Source organism: Kitasatospora sp. NPDC001660, from assembly GCF_053596725.1.
Map to the genome: position 1 here is coordinate 71381 of NZ_JBSFGU010000004.1, position 20469 is coordinate 91849.

Here is a 20469-nt window from a genome sequence, read left to right on the forward strand (position 1 = left end):
CCCGGGCGGACGGGATCCAGGGCCCGCCGGAATCCGGTGTGGAGGCATGCCCCCATGCGCGAGCCCACCGAACAGCAGCCCGGACACCGCCCGGTCTCCGGGCCGCCCACCGCTCCACCATGCTGCTGAGCCTGCCGGTCCGGCTGCCCGCCCCGGTCGTCGCGCTCGCCCCGACCGTCCTCGCCCTGCTGAGGGCGGTTTCGCCGTCCGGGCCCGGTTGCCGCCGCACGCGCCCACGGAGGCGGCCGGCGCCGCCTGATCACGCCGGGGCCGCTCCGGCGAGGCCTTCAGCCCGGGGCCGCTTTCAGGCCGACGCCGCCCGGGGCCGCAGCCGCGCCCACACGTCGGCGACGCGCGGCGCCAGCTCCTCCAGCGGGCCGCTGTTGTCGATCACGATGTCCGCGATCGCCAGTCGCTCCTCCCGGGTGGCCTGCGCGGCCATCCGGGCCCGGGCCTCCTCCTCCGTCATGCCGCGCAGCTCCACGAGCCGCGCGACCCGTACGTCGTCCGCCGCGTCGACCACCACGACCAGGTCGTAGAGCGGGCCGAGCCCGTTCTCGACGAGCAGCGGCACGTCGTGCACGACGACGGCGTCCGGCGCGGCGGCGGCCTCCAGTTCGGCGGAGCGGGCCCGCACCAGCGGGTGGACGATCGCGTTCAGCGCCCGCAGCCGGTCCGGGTCGCCGAAGACGACCGCGCCGAGCGCCGGGCGGTCCAACGAGCCGTCCGCGCGCAGCACTTCGGGCCCGAACTCGGCCACGACCGCCTCCAGCCCCGGTGTCCCCGGCGCGACCACCTCGCGGGCGATCACGTCGGAGTCCACGATCACCGCGCCGTGGGCGGCGAGCAGCCGGGACACCTCGCTCTTGCCCGCGCCGATGCCACCCGTCAGTCCGATCTTCAGCATGGCGCCAGGCTACCGGCGCCACCCGCGGCCCGGTCAGCCGAGGTCCAGGCTCTCCCCGTCCCCCAGCACGGCCAGCTCGGCCCCGGTGCCCGGGCCGTCCGGCCCGAGCAGCCGGGTGGCCACCATGTGCCCGATCGGGCTGAGCGTCGCCTCGTGCACCGGCACCGCCAGGCGCGGGCCCGCTTCCCGGACGTAGTCGACCACCTCGGAGGCCTTGCTCCACGGCGCCGCGAGCGGCAGCAGCAGGGTGTCCACGGCGTGCGGCGGCACGGTGAAGGCGTCGCCGGGGTGGAAGAGCCTGCCGCCGAAGAGGAAGCCGATGTTCTTCACCCGGGGCACGTCCGGGTGGATCACCGCGTGCCACTCCCCGTGCACCGACACCCCCATCCCGCCGAGTTCGAAGGCGTCACCCTCGCCGACCACGGTGACGCGCTGCGCGATCCCGTCCAGCTGGGCGGCCACGGCGCCGTTGGTCCACACCCGCAGGGCCGGGTCGGCCTCCAGGGCGGCGCGCAGCCGGGACTCCTCGAAGTGGTCCATGTGCTCGTGGGTGATCAGGACGGCGTCGGCCCCGGCCAGGGCCGCGGGGTCGGTGAACGCCCCGGGGTCGATGACCACGGTGGTGGTGTCGTGCTCGATGCGCACGCAGGCGTGTCCGAACTTCGTGATTCGCATGCACAAAACTCTACAGCAAGACTGCACAGTTTCGCTGTAGAGATTCCGGATAGACTTCTCCCATGACCAGCGAAGCCCCGCCCCCGCACCCGGACACCCTGGAACTCGCCGCCGACCTGCGTGCCGCCATCGGCGGCCTGGCCCGGGCCCTGCGCTCCAACGACGAGCTGCCGCAGAACCAGGCCGCCGTCCTCGGCGTGCTGGTCCGCGACGAGCGCGTCTGCACCATCGCCGAACTCGCCGAGCTCCAGCGCGTCCGCCACCAGTCGATGGCCCGCACCGTCGCCCTCATGACCGAGGCAGGACTGGTGACCCAGCAACCCCACCCCACCGACGGCCGCAAGCAGCTGATCACCGCCACCGAGGCCGGCCGCACGGCCCTCCTCGAACAGCGCGCCCGCCGCGAGGCCCGGATCGCCACCGCCATCGAGGCCCGTCTCACCCCCGAGGAGCGGTCCCAGCTGCGCGCCGCCGCCGCCCTCCTAGACCGCCTGCGCTGAACCCACCGGCTCCGGCCGCGGCGCCGGGATCACCGCCGGCTCGATCGGCGGCAGCTCGACGTGCTCGCTCAGCCCGAAGCGGCGGTGCAGCCGCCGCAGCGGCGCCGGCGCCCACCAGTTGAACTCGCCGAACAGGCTCATCGCGGCCGGCACCAGCAGGCAGCGCACCAGCGTGGCGTCCACCGCGACGGCGACGGCCAGCGCGATGCCCATCTGCTTGACCATGAGCATGTCCCCGAGCGCGAACCCGGCGAAGACGATCACCATCAGCAGCGCCGCCGAGGTGATGATCCGCCCGCTGCGCTGCACGCCCAGCTCCACCGCCCGCGTACAGCTGTGACCGCGCGAGTGCAGTTCCTTGATCCGGGCGAGCAGGAACACCTCGTAGTCCATCGAGAGCCCGAACGCGAACGCGAAGACCAGCACCGGGATGAAGGTCTCCAGCCCGCCGGTCGAGCTGTTCCCGAGCAGCCCGCTGAACCACCCGTCCTGGAACACCAGCGTGAGCGCGCCGAGCGAGGCGCCCAGCGACAGCAGGTTCATCAGCAGGGCCTTGACCGGCATCACCACCGAGCCGGTCATCAGGAAGAGCAGCACCAGCGTCCCGGCCGCGACCAGCCCGAGCGCCCAGGGCCCCCGCGCGGTCAGCTCGTCCGTGAAGTCGACCACCGAGGCCGCGCCGCCGGTCACGTAGGTCTTCAGCCCGCCGCGGTCGGCCCGCAGCTCCTCGACGACCCGCTTGGCCGCCCCGCCCTGCGGGTCCCCGTGGACGAGCACGTCGATCGTCGAGACGGAGGCGCTCACCGGCGTCACCGCCCGCACCCCGCTCACCCCGGGCAGCTTGGCGACGACCTCGTCCGCGTACGCCTGCGCCACCGGCGCCCCGCCCTCGACGACCACCGTGATCGGCGCCTGGGCCACCTGCGGGAAACGCTGGTCGATCGCGTCCGCGACCTGCCGCCCGGCCGAGGAGGCGGGCAGCACGGCCGCACCGGAGTTGCGCATCTGCGCGTGCAGGAACGGCGCCCCGGCCGCCATCAGCAGCGCGGTGCAGGCGAGCACGACGGGCACCGCCCGCTTGCGGACCCGGCGGACGGTCCGGCTGAAGAAGCCCTCGTCGGGCACGGGCGCGGTGGGCGCCTTGATCCGCGAGCCGGCGAAGCCGAGCAGCGCGGGGATCAGCGTGAGGGCCGCGGCCACGGCGATGACGACGACGCTCACCCCGGCCGCGGCCACGGCGCCGAGCACCGGGCTGGTGAAGACGAAGAGGCCGGCGAGGGCGACGGCGACGGTCAGCCCGGAGAACGCGACGGTGCGCCCGGCGGTCGCGGCGGTGCGCTCGACGGCGGCGGCGACGTCGGCGCCGTGCCCGCGCTCCTCGCGGAAACGGTTCACCATGAGCAGCGCGTAGTCGATCGACAGCCCGAGCCCCAGCACGGTGGCGATCGGCAGCACGCTGGTGTCGATGTCCATGATCCGGCTGAAGCCGAACATGGCCAGCAGCGCCCCGCCCACCGAGGCGATCGCGCCGATCACCGGCAGGCTCGCCGCGGCGAGGCCGCCGAAGACGAGCACCATGACGACCAGGGTGAGCGGCAGGGTGACGATCTCGCCGAAGCGGGTGTCCTGCTCGGTCTGCTTCTTGACCTCCTGCTGGAGCACGAGGTCCCCGCCGACGGCGACGTGCGCGCCGCCGGTGCCGTTCAGCGCGGCGAGCCGCTGGGTGACGGCGTCGGCCTGGGCGTCCGTGCTCGCGTCGGCCATGCGTACGGTGACCAGGCTCGCGCGCCCGTCGGCGGAGCGCAGCGCGGCGGCGGCCGGTCCGGGACCGTACGCGTCCTGCGCGGACGCGACGCCGGGCAGTGCGGCGATCTCCCGGGTGGCCTTGGTGACGGCCGCCCGTACCGCCCCGTCGTTCACCGGCCTGCCGTCGACGACGGCGGTGACGACGCCCCGGGCCGGATCGGCCGCGGCGGCGACGGCGCTGCCCCGGTCGGCCTCGGAGCCGGCCGAGGACGCCCCGGCCACCGACCCCTCGAAGACGCGGCCGCCGATCAGCACCCCGACGACGAGGACGACGGCCCAGAAGCCGAGTACCCAGCGCCGGTGCCGGAAGCAGAACCGTCCGACGGCGGCGAGCCGCCCGCGGACCCGGGGGTCGGCGGCAGCGGTGGAGGGGTTGCGCATGAGCAAGAGAAGCCTTTCGGGCAGTTCTCCTCAATGTAGGTGCAACCCGGACTTCGACCTATAGACGGGCAATGAGCCTCATCTCACAATCTCCTTCACATAAAGCACACACAAGATCGCGCACACGAAAACGCACAGCAAAAAGCGGGACCCCCGCTCGGTGATCCGAGCGGGGGTCCCGCCTAGTAGCTAGCCCTCAGGCCGCGATCAGCTCTGGCCGCCGGCCAGCTTCTCGCGCAGGGCGGCCAGGGCCTCGTCCGAGGCGAGAGCGCCGGAGCCCTCGTCGCTGCTGGACGAGTAGGAGCCACCGGCGGCAGCGGCGACGGCGTCGCCACCCTCGGCAGCGGCCTCGGCGTCGGCCTCACGGCTCTTGATGACCTGGGCCTGGTGCTGCTCGAAGCGGGCCTGCGCCTCGGCGTACTGGCGCTCCCACTCCTCGCGCTGCTTCTCGAAGCCGGGCAGCCAGTCGTTCGCCTCGGGGTCGAAGCCCTCCGGGTAGATGTAGTTGCCCTGGTCGTCGTAGGAGGCGGCCATGCCGTACAGGGTCGGGTCGAACTCGACCTCGGCCGGGTTGGCACCCAGGGCCTCGTTGGCCTGCTTCAGCGAGAGGCTGATGCGGCGACGCTCGAGGTCGATGTCGATGACCTTGACGAAGATCTCGTCGCCGACCTGGACGACCTGCTCCGGGATCTCCACGTGGCGCTCGGCCAGCTCGGAGATGTGGACCAGACCCTCGATGCCCTCGTCCACGCGGACGAACGCACCGAACGGAACCAGCTTGGTGACCTTACCCGGGACGACCTGGCCGATCTGGTGCGTACGGGCGAACTGCTGCCACGGGTCCTCCTGGGTCGCCTTCAGCGACAGGGAGACGCGCTCGCGGTCCATGTCCACGTCGAGAACCTCGACGGTGACCTCCTGGCCGACCTCGACGACCTCGGACGGGTGGTCGATGTGCTTCCAGGACAGCTCGGAGACGTGCACCAGGCCGTCGACGCCACCCAGGTCCACGAAGGCACCGAAGTTGACGATCGAGGAGACGACGCCGGAGCGCACCTGGCCCTTCTGCAGGGTGGTGAGGAAGGTCTGGCGGACCTCGCTCTGGGTCTGCTCCAGCCAGGCACGGCGGGACAGGACCACGTTGTTGCGGTTCTTGTCCAGCTCGATGATCTTGGCCTCGAGCTCCTTGCCCACGTAGGGCTGGAGGTCGCGGACGCGACGCATCTCGACGAGCGAGGCCGGGAGGAAGCCGCGGAGGCCGATGTCGAGGATGAGACCACCCTTGACGACCTCGATGACGGTACCGGTGACGATGCCGTCCTCTTCCTTGATCTTCTCGATCGTGCCCCAGGCACGCTCGTACTGAGCGCGCTTCTTGGACAGGATGAGACGACCCTCCTTGTCCTCCTTCTGGAGAACCAGGGCCTCGATGTTGTCGCCGACGGCGACGACCTCGTGCGGGTCAACGTCGTGCTTGATCGAGAGCTCACGGGAGGGGATGACGCCCTCGGTCTTGTAACCGATGTCGAGGAGAACCTCGTCACGGTCGACCTTCACGATGACGCCCTCGACGATGTCGCCATCGTTGAAGTACTTGATGGTCTCGTCGATCGCGGCGAGGAACGCCTCCGCGTCGCCGATGTCGTTGACCGCGACCTGCGGGGTGGTGCTGAGGGAGGAGTCGGTGGGGCTCGTCATTAGGAAAAGGGCTCCGGTACGGACATGAAAGTCGTAGGTAATGCCACGCGGAGGGCCCGTATCGCTCCCACCGAAAGCCGGACAGCCAAGAACACGGCGCACCGGGGTTTTCCCGCACAGCGAGAAAACCGGCGTCCGTCTTGCGACCGTGGGGTCTTCGACAGATGCGAGCGCGACCTGCTCCGTCCGAGGCGCGCAGGCCCGCAGCGCAACTTGTAGCATACGGGGACGGCCAGGCACGGTCAACGCCAAGAGAGGCAAGACGGTGGAGCCCGGTACGGATCAGGCCATATCCTCCGATTGCGCACCTCACGGCGGCGCCCGCAGGGAGCCCTTCCCCGGATGCCACCGCCGGGACCCGGACCCTCTCGGGCCGGTTCGCGGCAGCGGCGCTTCCGCAGTCCACACCCTACGCGATGGGCATTATCACCGTGGCCACCACCCCCCAGTCCGAGCTCCACGATCTTGACGACGACGGCGACGACGCGGTAAGGCGCCAGGCCGGCGAGGGTGAGAGCAGCCGCGCCAGCCGGCACTGGTGGGACCGCAACGCGGACGAGTACCAGGACGAGCACGGCGAGTTCCTCGGCGACGACCGCTTCACCTGGTGCCCGGAGGGCCTGGACGAGGCCGACGCCCGGCTGCTCGGCGAGGTGGCCGGAAAGGACGTCCTGGAGATCGGCGCCGGCGCCGCCCAGTGCTCGCGCTGGCTGGCCGCGCAGGGCGCCCGGCCGGTCGCCCTGGACATCTCCTTCCGCCAGCTCCAGCACTCCCGCCGGATCGACCTCGACCGCGGCGCCGCGCCCGTCCCGGTCGTCCAGGCCGACGCCGCCGTCCTGCCCTTCGCCGACGCCGCCTTCGACCTCGCCTGCTCCGCGTACGGCGCCGTGCCGTTCAGCGCCGACACCGCCCGCCTGATGCGCGAGGTGCACCGGGTGCTGCGACCCGGCGGGCGCTGGGTGTTCTCGGTGACCCACCCGATCCGCTGGGCCTTCCCCGACGAGCCCGGCGTCGAGGGCCTCACCGCGACCGCCTCCTACTTCGACCGCACCCCGTACGTCGAGGAGGACGAGCACGGGCGCGCCAGCTACGTCGAACACCACCGCACGATCGGCGACCGGGTCCGCGAACTCGTCGGCGCCGGCTTCCGGTTGGTCGACCTCGTCGAGCCCGAGTGGCCCGCCGGCCTGGAGCAGGAGTGGGGCGGCTGGTCTCCGCTGCGCGGGCGGCTCATCCCGGGTACGGCGATCTTCGTCACCGAGCGGGGCTGACTTTCCCGTGAACGCCGCGTGGCGCGAACTGCCCGTCCGCACCGCCCTGCCCGACCTGCACCGCGCGCTGGACGAACACGGCACCGCCGTCCTCGCCGCCCCGCCCGGCACCGGCAAGACGACGCTGGTGCCGCTCGCGCTGGCCGGGCTGCTGCCTGTCGAGGGGCCGGTGCGCCGCGTGCTCGTCGCCGAGCCGCGCCGGCTCGCCGTGCGCGCGGCCGCCCGGCGGATGGCCTGGCTGCTCGGCTCGTCCGTGGGCCACGAGGTCGGCTACACCGTGCGCGGCGAGCGTCGCGTCGGGCCGGAGACGGTGGTCGAGGTCGTCACCACCGGCGTGCTGCTGCAACGGCTCCAGCGCGACCAGGAGTTGCCCGGCGTCGACGTCGTCGTCCTGGACGAGTGCCACGAGCGGCACCTGGACGCCGACACCGCGCTCGCCTTCCTCCTGGACGTCCGCGCCGCGCTGCGCCCCGAACTGCGCCTGGTCTGCGCCTCGGCCACCTCCGACACCGGGGCCTGGGCCGAACTCCTCGGCGGCGCACCGGTGGTGGAGGCGCACGGGGTCTCCCACCCGGTCGACGTGGTGTGGGCGCCGCCGCCGCGCGCCGTCCGCCCGGCGCACGGCACCCGGGTCGACCCGGCGCTGCTCGACCACGTCGCGGCGGTGGTGCGGCGGGCGCTCGCCGAACAGGACGGGGACGTGCTCTGCTTCCTGCCCGGCGTCGGCGAGATCGCCCGCGTGGCCGGGCAGTTGAGCGGCTTGCCTGCCGATGTCCTGCAACTGCACGGCCGCGCCCCCCAGGCCGTCCAGGACGCCACGCTCAGCCCGTCCGAGCGGCGGCGGGTGGTCCTGGCCACCGCCGTCGCCGAGTCCTCGCTCACCGTGCCCGGCGTGCGGGTCGTGGTCGACGCCGGTCTCGCCCGCGAACCCCGCACCGACCACGCCCGCGGTCTGGCCGGCCTCGTCACCGTCCGCGCCTCCCTCGCCGCCGCCCGCCAGCGCGCCGGACGGGCAGGGCGCGAAGCCCCGGGCACCGTGTACCGCTGCTGGCACGAGGCCGAGGACGCCCGCGCCGCCCGCTTCCCCACCCCCGAGATCGCCCTCGCCGACCTCACCCCGTTCGCACTGCAGGCCGCCTGCTGGGGCGACCCGGACGCCACAGGACTGGCCCTGCCCGACCGGCCCCCGGCCGGGGCGATGGCCGCCGCGCGACAAACCCTCCAGGCCCTCGGCGCCGTCGACGCCGACGGCCGGGCGACTCCGCGCGGCACCCGGCTCGCCCGCACCGGGCTGCACCCCCGGCTGGGGCGCGCGCTCGTCGACGGCGCCCCCGCCGTCGGCGCCCGCCGGGCCGCCGAGGTGGTCGCACTGCTCTCCGAGGAGCCGCCGCGCGCGCTGGGCGACGACCTCGGCGCGGTCTGGCGCAGCGTGAAGGACTCCCGGGACCCGTACGCAGGGCGCTGGCGCGACGAGGTCCGCCGTCTCCTGCGCGCCACCTCCGACGAACCGGTCACCGCCCTGCCCTACACGACCGCCGCCGGGCTCGTCGTCGCCCTCGCCTTCCCCGAACGGATCGCCCGCGCCCGCATAGACAAGCCAGCCCCCGGCGAGCGCAGCCCGTATCTGATGGCCTCCGGCACCGCCGCCGAGCTCGCCCCCGATACCCGGCTCGGCGCCCTGCCCTGGCTCGCCGTCGCGGTCGCCGACCGCCCGGCCGGCTCGCACTCCGCCCGCATCCTGCACGCCGCCGCCCTCGACGAGGACACCGCCCGCCTCGCCGGCGCGCCGTTGCTCGATGCCCGCGAGGAGGTGCACTGGGACACCCGGCGGGGCGAGGTCGTCTCCCGCCGGGTGGAGTCCCTGGGCGCCATCGAACTGTCCTCATCCACCCTGGAACGCCCCGACCCAGCCCTCGTCCGCGCCGCCGTCCTCGAAGGCCTGACCCGCGAGGGTGTAAGCGCCCTGCTGACCTGGCCCTCCCCCGGCCTACGCGAACGCCTGGCCTTCCTACACGCGGCGATCGGCGCCCCCTGGCCCGACGTCTCCGACGCCGCCCTCCTCGAAGCCGCCGAGGAATGGCTGGAACCCGAACTCTCCCGCGCCCGCCGCCGCACCGACCTCGCGAGGATCGACACCACCGCCGCGTTGCAGCGCCTACTGCCGTGGGCAAGCGGCGAAGCCGGCCGCCTGGACGAACTCGCCCCCGAGCGGATCACCGTCCCCAGCGGCTCGAAGATACGAGTCGACTACACCACCGAACGCCCAGTGCTGGCAGTCAAGTTGCAAGAACTCTTCGGCTGGGCCACTACTCCCACCCTGGCCGGAGGCCGCGTCCCCCTCACCATCCACCTGCTCTCCCCCGCCGGCCGCCCCGCCGCCGTCACAGGGGACCTCGCGTCCTTCTGGCAGAACGGCTACCACGCCGTCCGCGCAGACCTGAGAGGCCGCTACCCCCGCCACCCGTGGCCCGAGGACCCGACCACGGCGGAAGCCACACGCCGTACCAACGACCGGAAGTAGCAAAGGAGTTACCGCTCCAGGAAGTCACCAACCCGGACACCGGAGAGGAAGGACACCCAAGCAGAGGCCGGAAAGACGAGCACCGGCCCCTGCGGGTCCTTGGAGTCACGCACGGGGACGAGGCCGGGGAATCCCGAAGCCCTGGGCGTATTCGACGTCCCCAGGGAGCTCGACGCCCGCGACCTCGCCGTCGTCGACCTCTTCCTCACCGCGATCGACGCCCTCGGCGGCATCCGAGCCGGCCATCAACACGGCCTGGCCCGCTGGTTCACCACCGGCAACCTGGCAGCCGCCTACCTCTCCCTAGCCGCCACAAACCCCCGCCCAGGCACCGGCGACCCCACCCACTACTGGACCACCCTGGTCACCGCCGGCGAACTCCTCACCACCCGGACCCCACCGGACCCCCGCATCAAACCCGCCCTCACCCACTGCCGCACCCGCGCCACCCACGCAACCCGCCCGTGAGCGCAGGAAGTCGGCCCCACCGACTTCCTGCGCAGCACGAGCATCGGGCAGTCGGCGCCCGTTCACCATGCTCAAGCGCGCCGGGGCCGAGCAGATCGTCACCTATACGGCCCTGGACTCGTCCGCCTCCGGCGCCCTGAACGGTGGGCCGGATCTCCGTCAGGGCGCCCTCCGCGCCCTGGGCCAGCAGGAGGCCGGCCGCCTGTACGCCCAGCGTCGGACGGGCGCCTCGACAGCTGTGAGCGCGGCGTCCCACGGGTACGCCTCCGGTAGCCCCTGACCGGGAGTGTTCGGAATGAAGCCGCCTTCGCCAAGCAGGGCTTGCGCGCCGGCTTCGCGCACGGTCGCGACGCCGTGGGGGAACTGCGGGTGCCCGGTGAGCGCCGTGTTCGTGCACGGCATCACCGTCAGCGGGATTCCCGCACCGAAAGAGGGCTCGGCACCCGCACCCGGACTGCACCATAACGGGAAGAGGCCGCCCTGCGCACCGGCCGGGCGGCCCTCTCCCTAGATCTTCATCGGTACCTCAGTGGGACGTGTCACCAGCTGAAGTAGCCGTGGGACATCCATCCGCTGACACCGCTGTCGACGTCGTAGACCAGGTCCCACTGACCGTCACCGGACACGTCGCGGTGCGCCAGGCGCTGGCCGGTGTAGCAGAGTCCCAGGACCGCGCCCGAGGTGCTCGGGTTGGAGCGGATGCGGACACCGTCCGTGGTGCAGTGGCCGTAGACGTCGTCGGCGTAGGCCGGCGTGGCCAGCGTCGCGCCACCGATGGCGGCTGCGACCGCGAGGCCGGTCAGTGCCATGGTGCGCTTCCCCCGTACTGCGAAAGACACAGTTTCTCCTCAATAAGCCATGTGATACCAAGTCAGATAATCTTGGCAGCAAGGAAGATATCATGTTCATGATCTTCAAGGAGGGCCCGGGCTTGCGTCGGACCATGCACTGCGGCAGGAGTCGCGGCTGGTGCAGCCGTCGCCCGCTTCGGCCGAGGCCTCGCTGAACTCAGCCGCACCGCCGGTCCTCTGCGCCCTTGGGCTCGGCGCCCGGCGGTACAGGCCTTCCAGGAACTCCCGCACCCGCTGGATCACCTGGCGCTGCCACACCTGCGGCTGGGGGTCGAGCTACCCCGAGTCGTCATGGACCACGAACCCGTGCTGCATGCCGTCGAGTTCGAGGAGTTCCGTCGGGCTGCCGGACGTCGGCCGGTGGCGGTACGTGGACTCGATCAGGACGAACGTGTCCTCGGCGGTCGAAAACCGCGCCTCAGTGCACGGAGCCCGGCGTGAACGCCGGGGCCGGGGGACGTGGGATCGGGATACCGGTTTGGGTGGGACTGCACGTGATGACCCGGCCGGCCGGGTCGTGGGCGCAGGTTCGGTACGGATCGGGTTGCTGCGGTTGCGCGCAGTCGGTGCAGGGCACCGGGGGGATGGTGTGGGGGTCCTGCGCGGCCGGGGGCTTCGGGTCCTGGGTTCGCGGCTTCGGGGCCGGGGTGTCGGCGGTCCTGGGGTGCGCCGGGGCGCTCGTCGGCTTCTTGGCGGGGGCCGGGGCGCTGCTCGTGGGTTCCGGCTCGTCCGGCTCGGCGGAGGCCGTCGGCGTGGCCGTCTCCGTCGCGGACGGCTGCGGCGACGGCGGCGCCTCGGTCGGACTCGGCGTCGGTGTCGGTGTCGGCGTCACGGTGGCCGTCGTGGTCGGGCTCGCGGTCGCGGTGGCCACGGCCGTCGGCGTCACGCCGTCCGCACCGGACAGCGCCCACACCGACCCGCCGACGAGCAGCAGTGCCGCCGCAGCGGCGGACGGGATCACCAACCGGGGTCTCCGGACCCACGTCCCCGACTCAGTCACTGCCGCTCCCCCACTCCTCGCACGACGAACGCGCAGAGCGTAGCGGTGGGCCCGGACACTCACATGCCCGGGCCCACCGATAGAGCGTCAGTGCGCCGCCGCCTCCCAGTTGGCGCCGATGCCGACGGAGACGTCGAGCGGGGCGCGCAGCGGGTAGGCGCCGGCCATCTGGTCGCGGACGATCGCCTCGACCCGCTCGCGCTCGCCCGGGGCGAGCTCCAGCACGATTTCGTCGTGGACCTGGAGCAGCATCCGGGAGGTGAGGCCGGCCTCGCGCAGCGCGTCGTCGACGCGCAGCATGGCGATCTTGACGATGTCGGCGGCCGAGCCCTGGATGGGGGCGTTGAGGGCCATCCGCTCGGCCATCTCGCGGCGCTGGCGGTTGTCGCTGTTGAGGTCGGGCAGGTAGCGGCGGCGGCCGAGCAGGGTCTCGGTGTAGCCGGTGGCCCGGGCCTCGTCGACGACCCGGCGCAGGTAGTCGCGCACGCCGCCGAAGCGCTCGAAGTAGGTGTCCATCAGGCCCTGCGCCTCGGTCGGCTTGATGCCGAGCTGCTGCGAGAGCCCGTACGCCGAGAGCCCGTACGCGAGGCCGTAGGACATCGCCTTGATCTTGCGGCGCATCTCGGCGTCCACCGCGGCGCCCGGGACCTCGAAGACCTGGGAGGCGACGGTGGTGTGCAGGTCCTCGCCGGAGGCGAAGGCCTCGATCAGGGCCTCGTCCTCCGAAAGGTGCGCCATGATGCGCAGTTCGATCTGGGAGTAGTCGGCGGTGAGCAGCGACTCGTAGCCCTCGCCGACGATGAAGGCGCGGCGGATCGCGCGGCCCTCTTCCGTCCGGACGGGGATGTTCTGCAGGTTCGGGTCCTGCGAGGAGAGCCGGCCGGTGGCGGCCACCATCTGGTTGAAGGTGGTGTGGATGCGGCCCTTGGGCGAGACGGTCTTGAGCAGGCCCTCGACGGTGGTGCGCAGCTTGGCCTGGTCGCGGTGGCGCAGCAGGATGACCGGCAGTTCGTTGTCGGTCTGGGTGGCGAGCCAGGTGAGGGCGTCGGCGTCGGTGGTGTAGCCGGTCTTGATCTTCTTGGTCTTGGGGAGCGCGAGCTCGCCGAAGAGGATCTCCTGGAGCTGCTTGGGCGAGCCGAGGTTGAACTCGTGCCCGGCGGCGGCGTGCGCCTCCTCGACGCAGCGCTGGATCTCGGCGGCGAACCGCGTCTCCAGCGTGGTGAGCCAGGGGCGGTCGGCGGCGATGCCGTGGCGCTCCATGCGGGCGAGCAGGGCGGCGATCGGCAGCTCCATGTCGCGCATCAGCTCGGTGGCGCCGACCTCGGCGAGGCGGGTTTCGAAGAGCGCGGCGAGGTCGAGGACGGCGCGGGCCTGGAGCATGAGCGCCTGGGCGTGCGCGGACGGGTCCTCTTCCGGGGCGTCGAAGGCGAGCTGGCCGCTCTCGGCCTCGGGGGCGGGGGTGAGCGAGCGGGCCAGGTACTCCTCGGCGAGCACCTCCAGGGTGAAGGTGCGGCGGCCGGGCTTTTCGAGGTAGGCGGCGAGGGCGGTGTCGGCGACGACGCCCCCGATGGTCCAGCCCCGCTCGGCGAAGGCGCGCATGACCTGCTTGGCGATGTGCAGGGCCTTGGGGGCGGCCGGGTCGGCGAGCCAGGCGGCGAAGGCCCGCTCGTCCTCCTCTGCGAGCAGGGCCGGGTCGAACCAGGCGGCGATGTCCCCTGCGGCCAGGGCGACTTCGGTGACCTCGCCGGTGCCGAGCGCCCACTGGTAGACGGCGGCCAGCGCCACCGGCGTCTTGGCGTCGCAGGCGTGCTCGCGCAGCCAGGCGGCCAGCGTGCCCGGGTCGGTGAGCAGTTCGCCGTCGACCTCGACGCCGGGGGCGAGTTCGGCGGCCTCCTCCTCGCCGGCGGCCGGGTCGATGCCGAAGACGCGGTCGCGGAAGTTGGCGTTGCGGAACTCCAGCGACTCCATCAGGGTGCCGACGGCGGCCTTGTCGAAGGACGCGCGGGCCAGGTCGGCGACGCCGAGCGGGAGTTCGACGTCGCGGACGAGCTCGGTGAGGACGCGGTTGCGCTTGACCGAGTCGAGGTGTTCGCGCAGCTTCTCGCCGATCTTGCCCTTCACCTCGTCGGCGCGGGAGACGAGTTCGCCGAAGGAGCCGAACTGGTTGACCCACTTGGCGGCGGTCTTCTCGCCGACGCCGGGGATGCCGGGCAGGTTGTCCGACGGGTCGCCGCGCAGGGCGGCGAGGTCGGGGTACTGGCGCGGGGTGACGCCGTACTTCTCGGCGACCTTCTCCGGGGTGTAGCGGGTGAGTTCGGAGACGCCCTTGGTCGGGTAGAGGACGGTGACATGCTCGGTGACCAGCTGGAGGGAGTCCCGGTCGCCGGTGACGATGTCGACGTCGAAGCCGGCCGCCTCGGCGGCGGTGGCCAGGGTGGCGATGATGTCGTCGGCCTCGAAGCCCTCGACGGTCAGCCGCGGGACGTTCATGGCGTCGAGCAGCTCGCCGATCAGGCCGATCTGGCTGCGGAACTCGTCGGGCGTCTTGGCGCGGTTGGCCTTGTAGTCGGGGAACTCGACGGAGCGGAAGGTCTGGCGGGAGAGGTCGAAGGCGACCGCGAGGTGGGTGGGCTGTTCGTCACGGACGGTGTTGGCGAGCATCGAGGCGAAGCCGTAGACCGCGTTGGTGGGCTGGCCGGTGGAGGTGTTGAAGTTCTCCACGGGCAGGGCGTAGAAGGCCCGGTAGGCCATCGAGTGCCCGTCGAGCAGCATCAGCCGGGGCCGCCGGCCGGCCCCGCCGCCACCCGTCGCGCCCTTGTCCGTACTCTGCGTAGCCACGTCAACGTCCGTTCCTGCCGATTCCACTACCGGCCCCCGATCCTATGGCCCGGCACCGACAAAACGGGGCGCGCCGGACGGGAGTGCGGCGCGCTCGGGGCAGGGCGACGACGCGCGCGGAACGGGGCTCGGCGCGCGGGGCGGGGCTGCGGGCCGTGGCCGCTACCGTCGAGTAGGACGGTCGTACGATCACAGTCAGCACGACGACGTGACCCCCGAGCGGCAGGAGTTCCCCCATGACCGACGCGGCCCCCGACGCGACCCCCGTCCTGAAGGTCCCGCAGGAGGTGCTGGACCACTTCGCCAAGCTCGGCGTCAGCCCGGAGACGTTCTCCGGCGGCCACCTCGGCGAGAAGCTCGGCATCCGGATCGTCGAGGCCTCCGGCGACCGGGTGGTCGGCACGATGCCGGTCGAGGGGAACCAGCAGCCGTACGGGCTGCTGCACGGCGGCGCGTCGGCGGCGCTGGCGGAGACGCTGGGCTCGATCGGCGCGATGCTGCACGCCGGCCCCGGCCGCTACGCGGTCGGCGTGGACCTCAACGCCACCCACCACCGCTCGGCGACGTCCGGGCTGGTCACCGGCGTCGCGACGGCCGTGTTCAAGGGGCGCACCGCCGCCACGTACGAGATCGCGATCACCGACGACACCGGCCGCCGGATCACCAGCTGCCGGCTGACCTGCATGCTGCGCGACCTCTGACGGCCCGCCGGTCGCCGCTGACGGGGTCCCGTCAGGGCGAACACCTCGTCAAATCCCGTTTCCGCCCCCTTGTTTGACCTTCCACTGCCCTGGGCAGGCGTTGGTCCGGACAAGGGGGCGGTGTCATATCCGGGCGCCCGCAGTAACAGTTTTTAAACTTTATAACGCTGCGTAACAATCGGAAATCCGACGATCCGTCAGATCCGAAGCCCCCAGAGGCCCCGAGATTGCCTCGGCAAGCCCGCCGATGTCCGCATTACGGACCTACGCGCCCGGAACCAGCACACAGAACACCTGTGTCCGATTATCGGCGTGTCGGGCGGCAACCCCCATTTTTGGCCCTTACATCGCCCCACCAGCGGGTAAACGCCCGGAATCGCCAGGTCGGTCGCGCCGAAACGACCACATGCTGAGACAACTGCTACGTGTGCTCATAACAAGAGAATCACAGCCTGGCCACACCACTGCCCGAGCCGCCCAACGGCATCTAGAGTCACGGCCAGTCACCGCGCCACCGGATCGGCCCCGGCCATCGCGCACCCCGGCTCCCGCCATTCAGGCGCGGCGCCTTCCGAACCGAAGGGGACCCTCGTGCGTTCTCGTTCTACAGTTGTCGTGAGCATTGCCGTGATCGCCGCCCTCAGCCTCAGCGCGTGCGGCTCCCGCGGCGACAAGAAGTCCGCCGACGGCGGCGGCTCCGCCACCACCGTCACCATCGGCGTCGACGCCCCGCTCACCGGCGACCTCTCCGCCATCGGCATCGGCATCAAGAACTCGGTCGACCTCGCGGTCAAGAAGGCCAACGAGACGAACGAGGTCCCCGGCGTCAAGTTCCAGATCAAGGCCCTCGACGACACCGCCAAGCCCGCCCCCGGCCAGCAGAACGCCACCCAGCTCGTCGCCGACAACACCGTCCTCGGCGTCGTCGGCCCCCTCAACTCCAGCGTCGCGCAGTCGATGCAGCAGATCTTCAACGACGCCAACCTCGTCGATATCTCCCCCGCCAACACCGGCGTCGCCCTCACCCAGGGCGAGAAGTGGGCCACCGGCGACAAGAAGCGCCCCTTCAAGAGCTACTTCCGCACCGCCACCACCGACGCCGTCCAGGGCCCCTTCGCCGCCCAGTTCCTCTACACCGACTCGAAGAAGACCAAGGTCTTCATCATCGACGACCAGAAGACCTACGGCGCCGGCCTCGCCGCCACCTTCAAGAGCGAGTTCACCAAGCTCGGCGGCACCGTCGCCGGCGAGGAGCACGTCAACCCCGACGACCGCGACTTCTCCGCCATCGTCACCAAGGTCAAGAGCTCCGGCGCCGAAGCCGTCTACTACGGCGGCGAGTACCCCGCCGCCGGCCCGCTCTCCCTCCAGCTCAAGGAGGCCGGCCTCAACATCCCGCTCATGGGCGGCGACGGCATGCAGAGCGCCGACTACATCAAGCTCAACCCCAAGAGCGCCGGTGACTTCGCCACCGCCGTCGGCGGCGACGTCACGAAGCTCCCCACCGCCGCCAACTTCATCAAGGACTACCAGGCGGCCGGCTACAAGGACCCGTACGAGACCTACGGCGGCTACTCCTACGACAGCGCCTGGGCCATCATCGAGGCCGTCAAGAACGTCGTGAGCGCCAACAGCGGCAAGCTCCCCTCCAGCGCCCGCCCCGCCGTCGTCGACGCCGTCCAGAAGATCTCCTTCGACGGCGTCACCGGCAAGGTCTCCTTCGACGAGTTCGGCGACACCACCAACAAGCAGCTCACCGTCTACACCGTCAAGGACGGCAAGTGGGACGTGGAGAAGTCCGGCACCTTCAACGGCTGAGCCACCGGCCCTCGTTCAACGGCTGAGCCACCGGTTCAACGGCTGAGCCACCGGCCCGGCACCTTCCTCTCCAGCACCACCCGCGCGGGGGCGCCACGAGTGCCCCCGCGCGCGCCCACATCCACCCACCCCACGCGGACACCCGAACGCACAACGGAGGCCCAGCGGTGCACGACCTACCGCAGCAGCTGGCCAACGGCCTGATCCTCGGAGCCCTCTACGGGCTCGTCGCGATCGGCTACACGATGGTCTACGGCATCGTCCAGCTCATCAACTTCGCCCACGGCGAGATCGTCATGGTCGGCGGCTTCGGCGCCCTGACCGCCTACCTCGCCCTCCCCGGCGGCACCACCATGTGGCTGGCCCTACCGCTGATGCTGATCGCCGGCATCCTGGTCTCCACCCTCACCGCCGTCGCCGCCGAACGCTTCGCCTACCGGCCCCTGCGCAACGCGCCCCGCCTCGCACCCCTCATCACCGCCATCGGGCTCTCCATCCTCCTCCAGCAACTCGTCTTCTCCTTCTACCCCGACGCCAAGAAGGCCCGCGTCTTCCCCAAGATCCCCGGCGACCCCTTCAGCCTCGGCTCCGTCACCATCCAGCCCAGCGACCTCTTCCTCATCGTCGCCGCCCCGCTCTGCATGCTCGCCCTCGGCTGGTTCGTCACCCGCACCCGCTCCGGCCGCGCCATGCAGGCCACCAGCCAGGACCCCGACACCGCCAAGCTCATGGGCATCGACACCGACCGCATCATCGTCATGGCCTTCGCCATCGGCGCCGCGTTCGCCGCCGTCGCCGCCGTCGCCTACGGACTGCGCAGCGGCCAGGTCGACTTCCGCATGGGCTTCATCCTCGGCCTCAAGGCCTTCACCGCCGCCGTCCTCGGCGGCATCGGCAACATCTACGGCGCCATGCTCGGCGGCGTCGCCCTCGGCCTCGCCGAAAGCCTCGCCACCGGCTACATCCAGCACCTGCCCGGCATGAGCCTCTTCGGAGGCGGCGCTTGGAAGGACGTCTGGGCCTTCGTACTCCTCATCCTCGTGCTCCTCGTCCGGCCCCAGGGCCTGCTCGGCGAGCGCGTCGCGGACAGGGCGTGACCACCATGACCACCAGAACCGAAACCAGCCCGGTCATCCCCCTCCCGGCCCGCGCCGCCGCAGCCCTCACCGGCCTCGGCGCCCTCGCCACCGCCGCCTCCGCCGCCATGTCCTGGACATGGACCTCCGACTTCCCCGGCGACCTCACCTACTACGGCTCCCCCGCCGGCCTCCAATGGCTCGCCCTCGTCGCCGGGCTCCTCACCCTCGTCCTCCTCCTCGCCACCCACGGCACCCCCGGCCTCCGCTGGGCCGCCCCCGGCCGCAGCCACAACGCCGTCCTGTACGCCGCCACCGGCACCCTCGCCGTCGCCGCCTTCGCCGTCACCGCCATCTCCGTCGAACTCGGCGGCCTCGCCAACCTCGAACCCGGCGGCTGGGTCCTCGCCGCCGGCGGCATCCTCACCCTCGCCGGCGCCCTCGGCCTGCCCCTCGACCGCCGCACCGCCGTCCCGCTGAAGATCCTCGACCGGCGGCTCTTCCTCCTCGTCCCGGCCGCCCCCCTCGGCTGGATCGGCGCCCACGCCATCCCCGGCGACAAGCCCGTAGCCCCCGTCATGACCGCCCTCGCCGGCGCCCTCGCCATCGCCACCGGCGCCGTCCTGCTCGTCCAGCTCGGCCACGTCGCCAACACCTGGCTGCGCCTCGGGAAGATCGACCGGCCGCTGCCCGCGCCGCGCCAACTCCCCTCCTGGGTCGAGGTCCTGATCATCGTCGCGGCCTTCGGCATCGGCCTGTTCGCGATCACCTTCGGCGTCGACACCGACTACGGCGAGCTCTTCACCGGCTACCTGCTCCTCACCGTCTTCGTCGCCGCCGCCCTCACCAGGTCCGGACTCGTCGCCCGGCTGCGCGCGCTGACCGTCAAGCACCGGCCCGTCACCACCGGCGCCGCCTTCGCCGCCGCCGCCAGCTTCCCGTTCACCCAGAGCAGCGACCAGTACACCTCCGTCGCCACCAACATCCTGATCTTCGCGACCGTCGCACTCGGCCTCAACATCGTCGTCGGCCTCGCCGGCCTGCTCGACCTCGGCTACGTCGCCTTCCTCGGCGTCGGTGCCTACGCCGCCGCGCTCGTCTCCGGCTCCCCCGCCTCGCCCATCCACGTCCAGTTCCCGTTCTGGGCCGCGATGCTCACCGGCGCCGCCGTCTCCATGGTCTTCGGCGTCCTCATCGGCGCCCCCACCCTGCGCCTGCGCGGCGACTACCTCGCCATCGTCACCCTCGGCTTCGGCGAGATCTTCCGCATCACCATGCAGAACCTCAACGGCACCACCGGCCCCAAGGTCACCAACGGCGCCAACGGCATCCCGCGGATCCCCGACCTGCAGATCTTCGGCTTCGACCTCGGCGAGTCCCACACCGTCGCCGGCATCGAACTCGGCCGGTTCTCCAACTACTACCTGCTGATGCTCCTCGTCACCGCCCTCGTCGTGCTCGTCTTCGCCCGCGTCGGCAACTCCCGCATCGGCCGCGCCTGGGTCGCCATCCGCGAGGACGAGACCGCCGCCGAGGCCATGGGCATCAACGGCTTCCGCCTCAAGCTCCTCGCCTTCGCCCTCGGCGCCTGCCTCGCCGGCCTCGCCGGCACCGTCCAGGCCCACGTCAGCTACACCGTCACCCCCGACCAGTACACCTTCGCCGAGGCCCTCCCGCCTAACTCCGCGTTCCTCCTCGCCGCCGTCATCCTCGGCGGCATGGGCACCATCAGCGGCCCCCTCGCCGGCGCCACCCTCCTCTTCCTCATCCCGAAGAAGCTCGAATTCCTCTCCGACTACCAGCTCCTCGCCTTCGGCGCCGCCCTCATCGTCCTCATGCGCGTCCGCCCCGAAGGCCTCATCCCCAACCGGCGGCAGCAACTCGAGTTCCACGAGGCCGCCATCCCGGCCCAGCCCACCGGCGAGCCGACCGAACTCACCAAGGCAGGGGCGTGACCC

General features: G+C 72.0%; 17 protein-coding genes. 10 read left to right on the forward strand and 7 right to left on the reverse strand.

The window, feature by feature from the left end:
• Nucleotides 1-304: 304 nt before the first annotated feature.
• Both coaE and ACWCXH_RS05665 read right to left on the reverse strand, forming a co-directional pair.
• A complete protein-coding gene (coaE, locus tag ACWCXH_RS05660) occupies nt 305-907 on the reverse strand; it encodes a dephospho-CoA kinase (protein ID WP_449800045.1) in 603 nt (200 codons plus the stop codon).
• A gap of 33 nt (nt 908-940) precedes the next feature.
• Nucleotides 941-1582 carry an MBL fold metallo-hydrolase gene (locus ACWCXH_RS05665; protein WP_449800046.1) on the reverse strand — a complete coding sequence of 214 codons (642 nt, stop codon included), beginning with the start codon at nt 1580-1582 and terminating at the stop codon, nt 941-943.
• 62 nt (nt 1583-1644) lie between these two features.
• Between ACWCXH_RS05665 and ACWCXH_RS05670 the strand changes: the two genes are divergently transcribed.
• Nucleotides 1645-2082, forward strand: coding sequence for a MarR family winged helix-turn-helix transcriptional regulator (locus tag ACWCXH_RS05670; RefSeq protein ID WP_449800047.1), 438 nt, complete (start codon nt 1645-1647; stop codon nt 2080-2082).
• Here the strand turns inward: ACWCXH_RS05670 and ACWCXH_RS05675 are convergent.
• A complete protein-coding gene (locus ACWCXH_RS05675) occupies nt 2065-4269 on the reverse strand; it encodes an MMPL family transporter (RefSeq protein WP_449800048.1) in 2205 nt (734 codons plus the stop codon). The genes ACWCXH_RS05670 and ACWCXH_RS05675 overlap by 18 nt on opposite strands.
• Nucleotides 4270-4476: 207 nt before the next feature.
• Nucleotides 4477-5967 (reverse strand): 30S ribosomal protein S1, encoded by a 1491-nt coding sequence (rpsA, locus tag ACWCXH_RS05680; protein WP_218202410.1) that lies wholly within the window; start codon nt 5965-5967, stop codon nt 4477-4479.
• A gap of 416 nt (nt 5968-6383) precedes the next feature.
• Between rpsA and ACWCXH_RS05685 the strand changes: the two genes are divergently transcribed.
• Together ACWCXH_RS05685 and hrpB are read left to right on the forward strand one after the other, a co-directional pair.
• Nucleotides 6384-7238, forward strand: a complete 855-nt coding sequence (locus ACWCXH_RS05685; protein WP_449800049.1) for a class I SAM-dependent methyltransferase — start codon at nt 6384-6386, stop codon at nt 7236-7238.
• Nucleotides 7239-7245: 7 nt separating this feature from the next.
• Nucleotides 7246-9759, forward strand: coding sequence for an ATP-dependent helicase HrpB (hrpB, locus tag ACWCXH_RS05690; RefSeq protein ID WP_449800050.1), 2514 nt, complete (start codon nt 7246-7248; stop codon nt 9757-9759).
• Between the two features lie 8 nt (nt 9760-9767).
• Here hrpB and ACWCXH_RS05695 read toward each other — a convergent pair whose 3' ends face one another.
• On the reverse strand, nt 9768-9872 hold the full coding sequence (locus tag ACWCXH_RS05695; RefSeq protein WP_449800051.1) for a DUF397 domain-containing protein: 105 nt from the start codon (nt 9870-9872) through the stop codon (nt 9768-9770).
• Here ACWCXH_RS05695 and ACWCXH_RS05700 point away from each other — a divergent pair.
• Both ACWCXH_RS05700 and ACWCXH_RS05705 read left to right on the forward strand, forming a co-directional pair.
• On the forward strand, nt 9859-10227 hold the full coding sequence (locus tag ACWCXH_RS05700) for a hypothetical protein (RefSeq protein ID WP_449800052.1): 369 nt from the start codon (nt 9859-9861) through the stop codon (nt 10225-10227). The two genes, ACWCXH_RS05695 and ACWCXH_RS05700, sit on opposite strands and share 14 nt — an antisense overlap.
• A 67-nt stretch (nt 10228-10294) precedes the next feature.
• Nucleotides 10295-10507, forward strand: coding sequence for a hypothetical protein (locus ACWCXH_RS05705; protein ID WP_449800053.1), 213 nt, complete (start codon nt 10295-10297; stop codon nt 10505-10507).
• 259 nt (nt 10508-10766) lie between these two features.
• Here ACWCXH_RS05705 and ACWCXH_RS05710 read toward each other — a convergent pair whose 3' ends face one another.
• A complete protein-coding gene (locus ACWCXH_RS05710) occupies nt 10767-11036 on the reverse strand; it encodes an SH3 domain-containing protein (protein WP_449800054.1) in 270 nt (89 codons plus the stop codon).
• A gap of 689 nt (nt 11037-11725) precedes the next feature.
• Between ACWCXH_RS05710 and ACWCXH_RS05715 the strand changes: the two genes are divergently transcribed.
• Complete coding sequence (locus ACWCXH_RS05715) at nt 11726-12121, forward strand: hypothetical protein (RefSeq protein ID WP_449800055.1); 396 nt, start codon at nt 11726-11728, stop codon at nt 12119-12121.
• A gap of 44 nt (nt 12122-12165) precedes the next feature.
• Here the strand turns inward: ACWCXH_RS05715 and polA are convergent, their stop codons facing one another.
• Nucleotides 12166-14850: a DNA polymerase I gene (polA, locus tag ACWCXH_RS05720; RefSeq protein ID WP_449800300.1), complete on the reverse strand. Its 2685-nt coding sequence runs from the start codon at nt 14848-14850 to the stop codon at nt 12166-12168.
• Nucleotides 14851-15152: 302 nt separating this feature from the next.
• Between polA and ACWCXH_RS05725 the strand changes: the two genes are divergently transcribed.
• The 4 genes from ACWCXH_RS05725 (at nt 15153) to ACWCXH_RS05740 (ending at nt 20466) form a co-directional block, all read left to right on the forward strand.
• Nucleotides 15153-15617, forward strand: coding sequence for a PaaI family thioesterase (locus tag ACWCXH_RS05725; protein WP_449800056.1), 465 nt, complete (start codon nt 15153-15155; stop codon nt 15615-15617).
• A gap of 591 nt (nt 15618-16208) precedes the next feature.
• Nucleotides 16209-17435 (forward strand): ABC transporter substrate-binding protein, encoded by a 1227-nt coding sequence (locus tag ACWCXH_RS05730; RefSeq protein ID WP_449800057.1) that lies wholly within the window; start codon nt 16209-16211, stop codon nt 17433-17435.
• A gap of 167 nt (nt 17436-17602) precedes the next feature.
• Nucleotides 17603-18532 (forward strand): branched-chain amino acid ABC transporter permease, encoded by a 930-nt coding sequence (locus ACWCXH_RS05735; RefSeq protein WP_449800058.1) that lies wholly within the window; start codon nt 17603-17605, stop codon nt 18530-18532.
• Nucleotides 18533-18537: 5 nt separating this feature from the next.
• Complete coding sequence (locus tag ACWCXH_RS05740) at nt 18538-20466, forward strand: branched-chain amino acid ABC transporter permease (protein WP_449800059.1); 1929 nt, start codon at nt 18538-18540, stop codon at nt 20464-20466.
• Nucleotides 20467-20469: the final 3 nt, after the last annotated feature.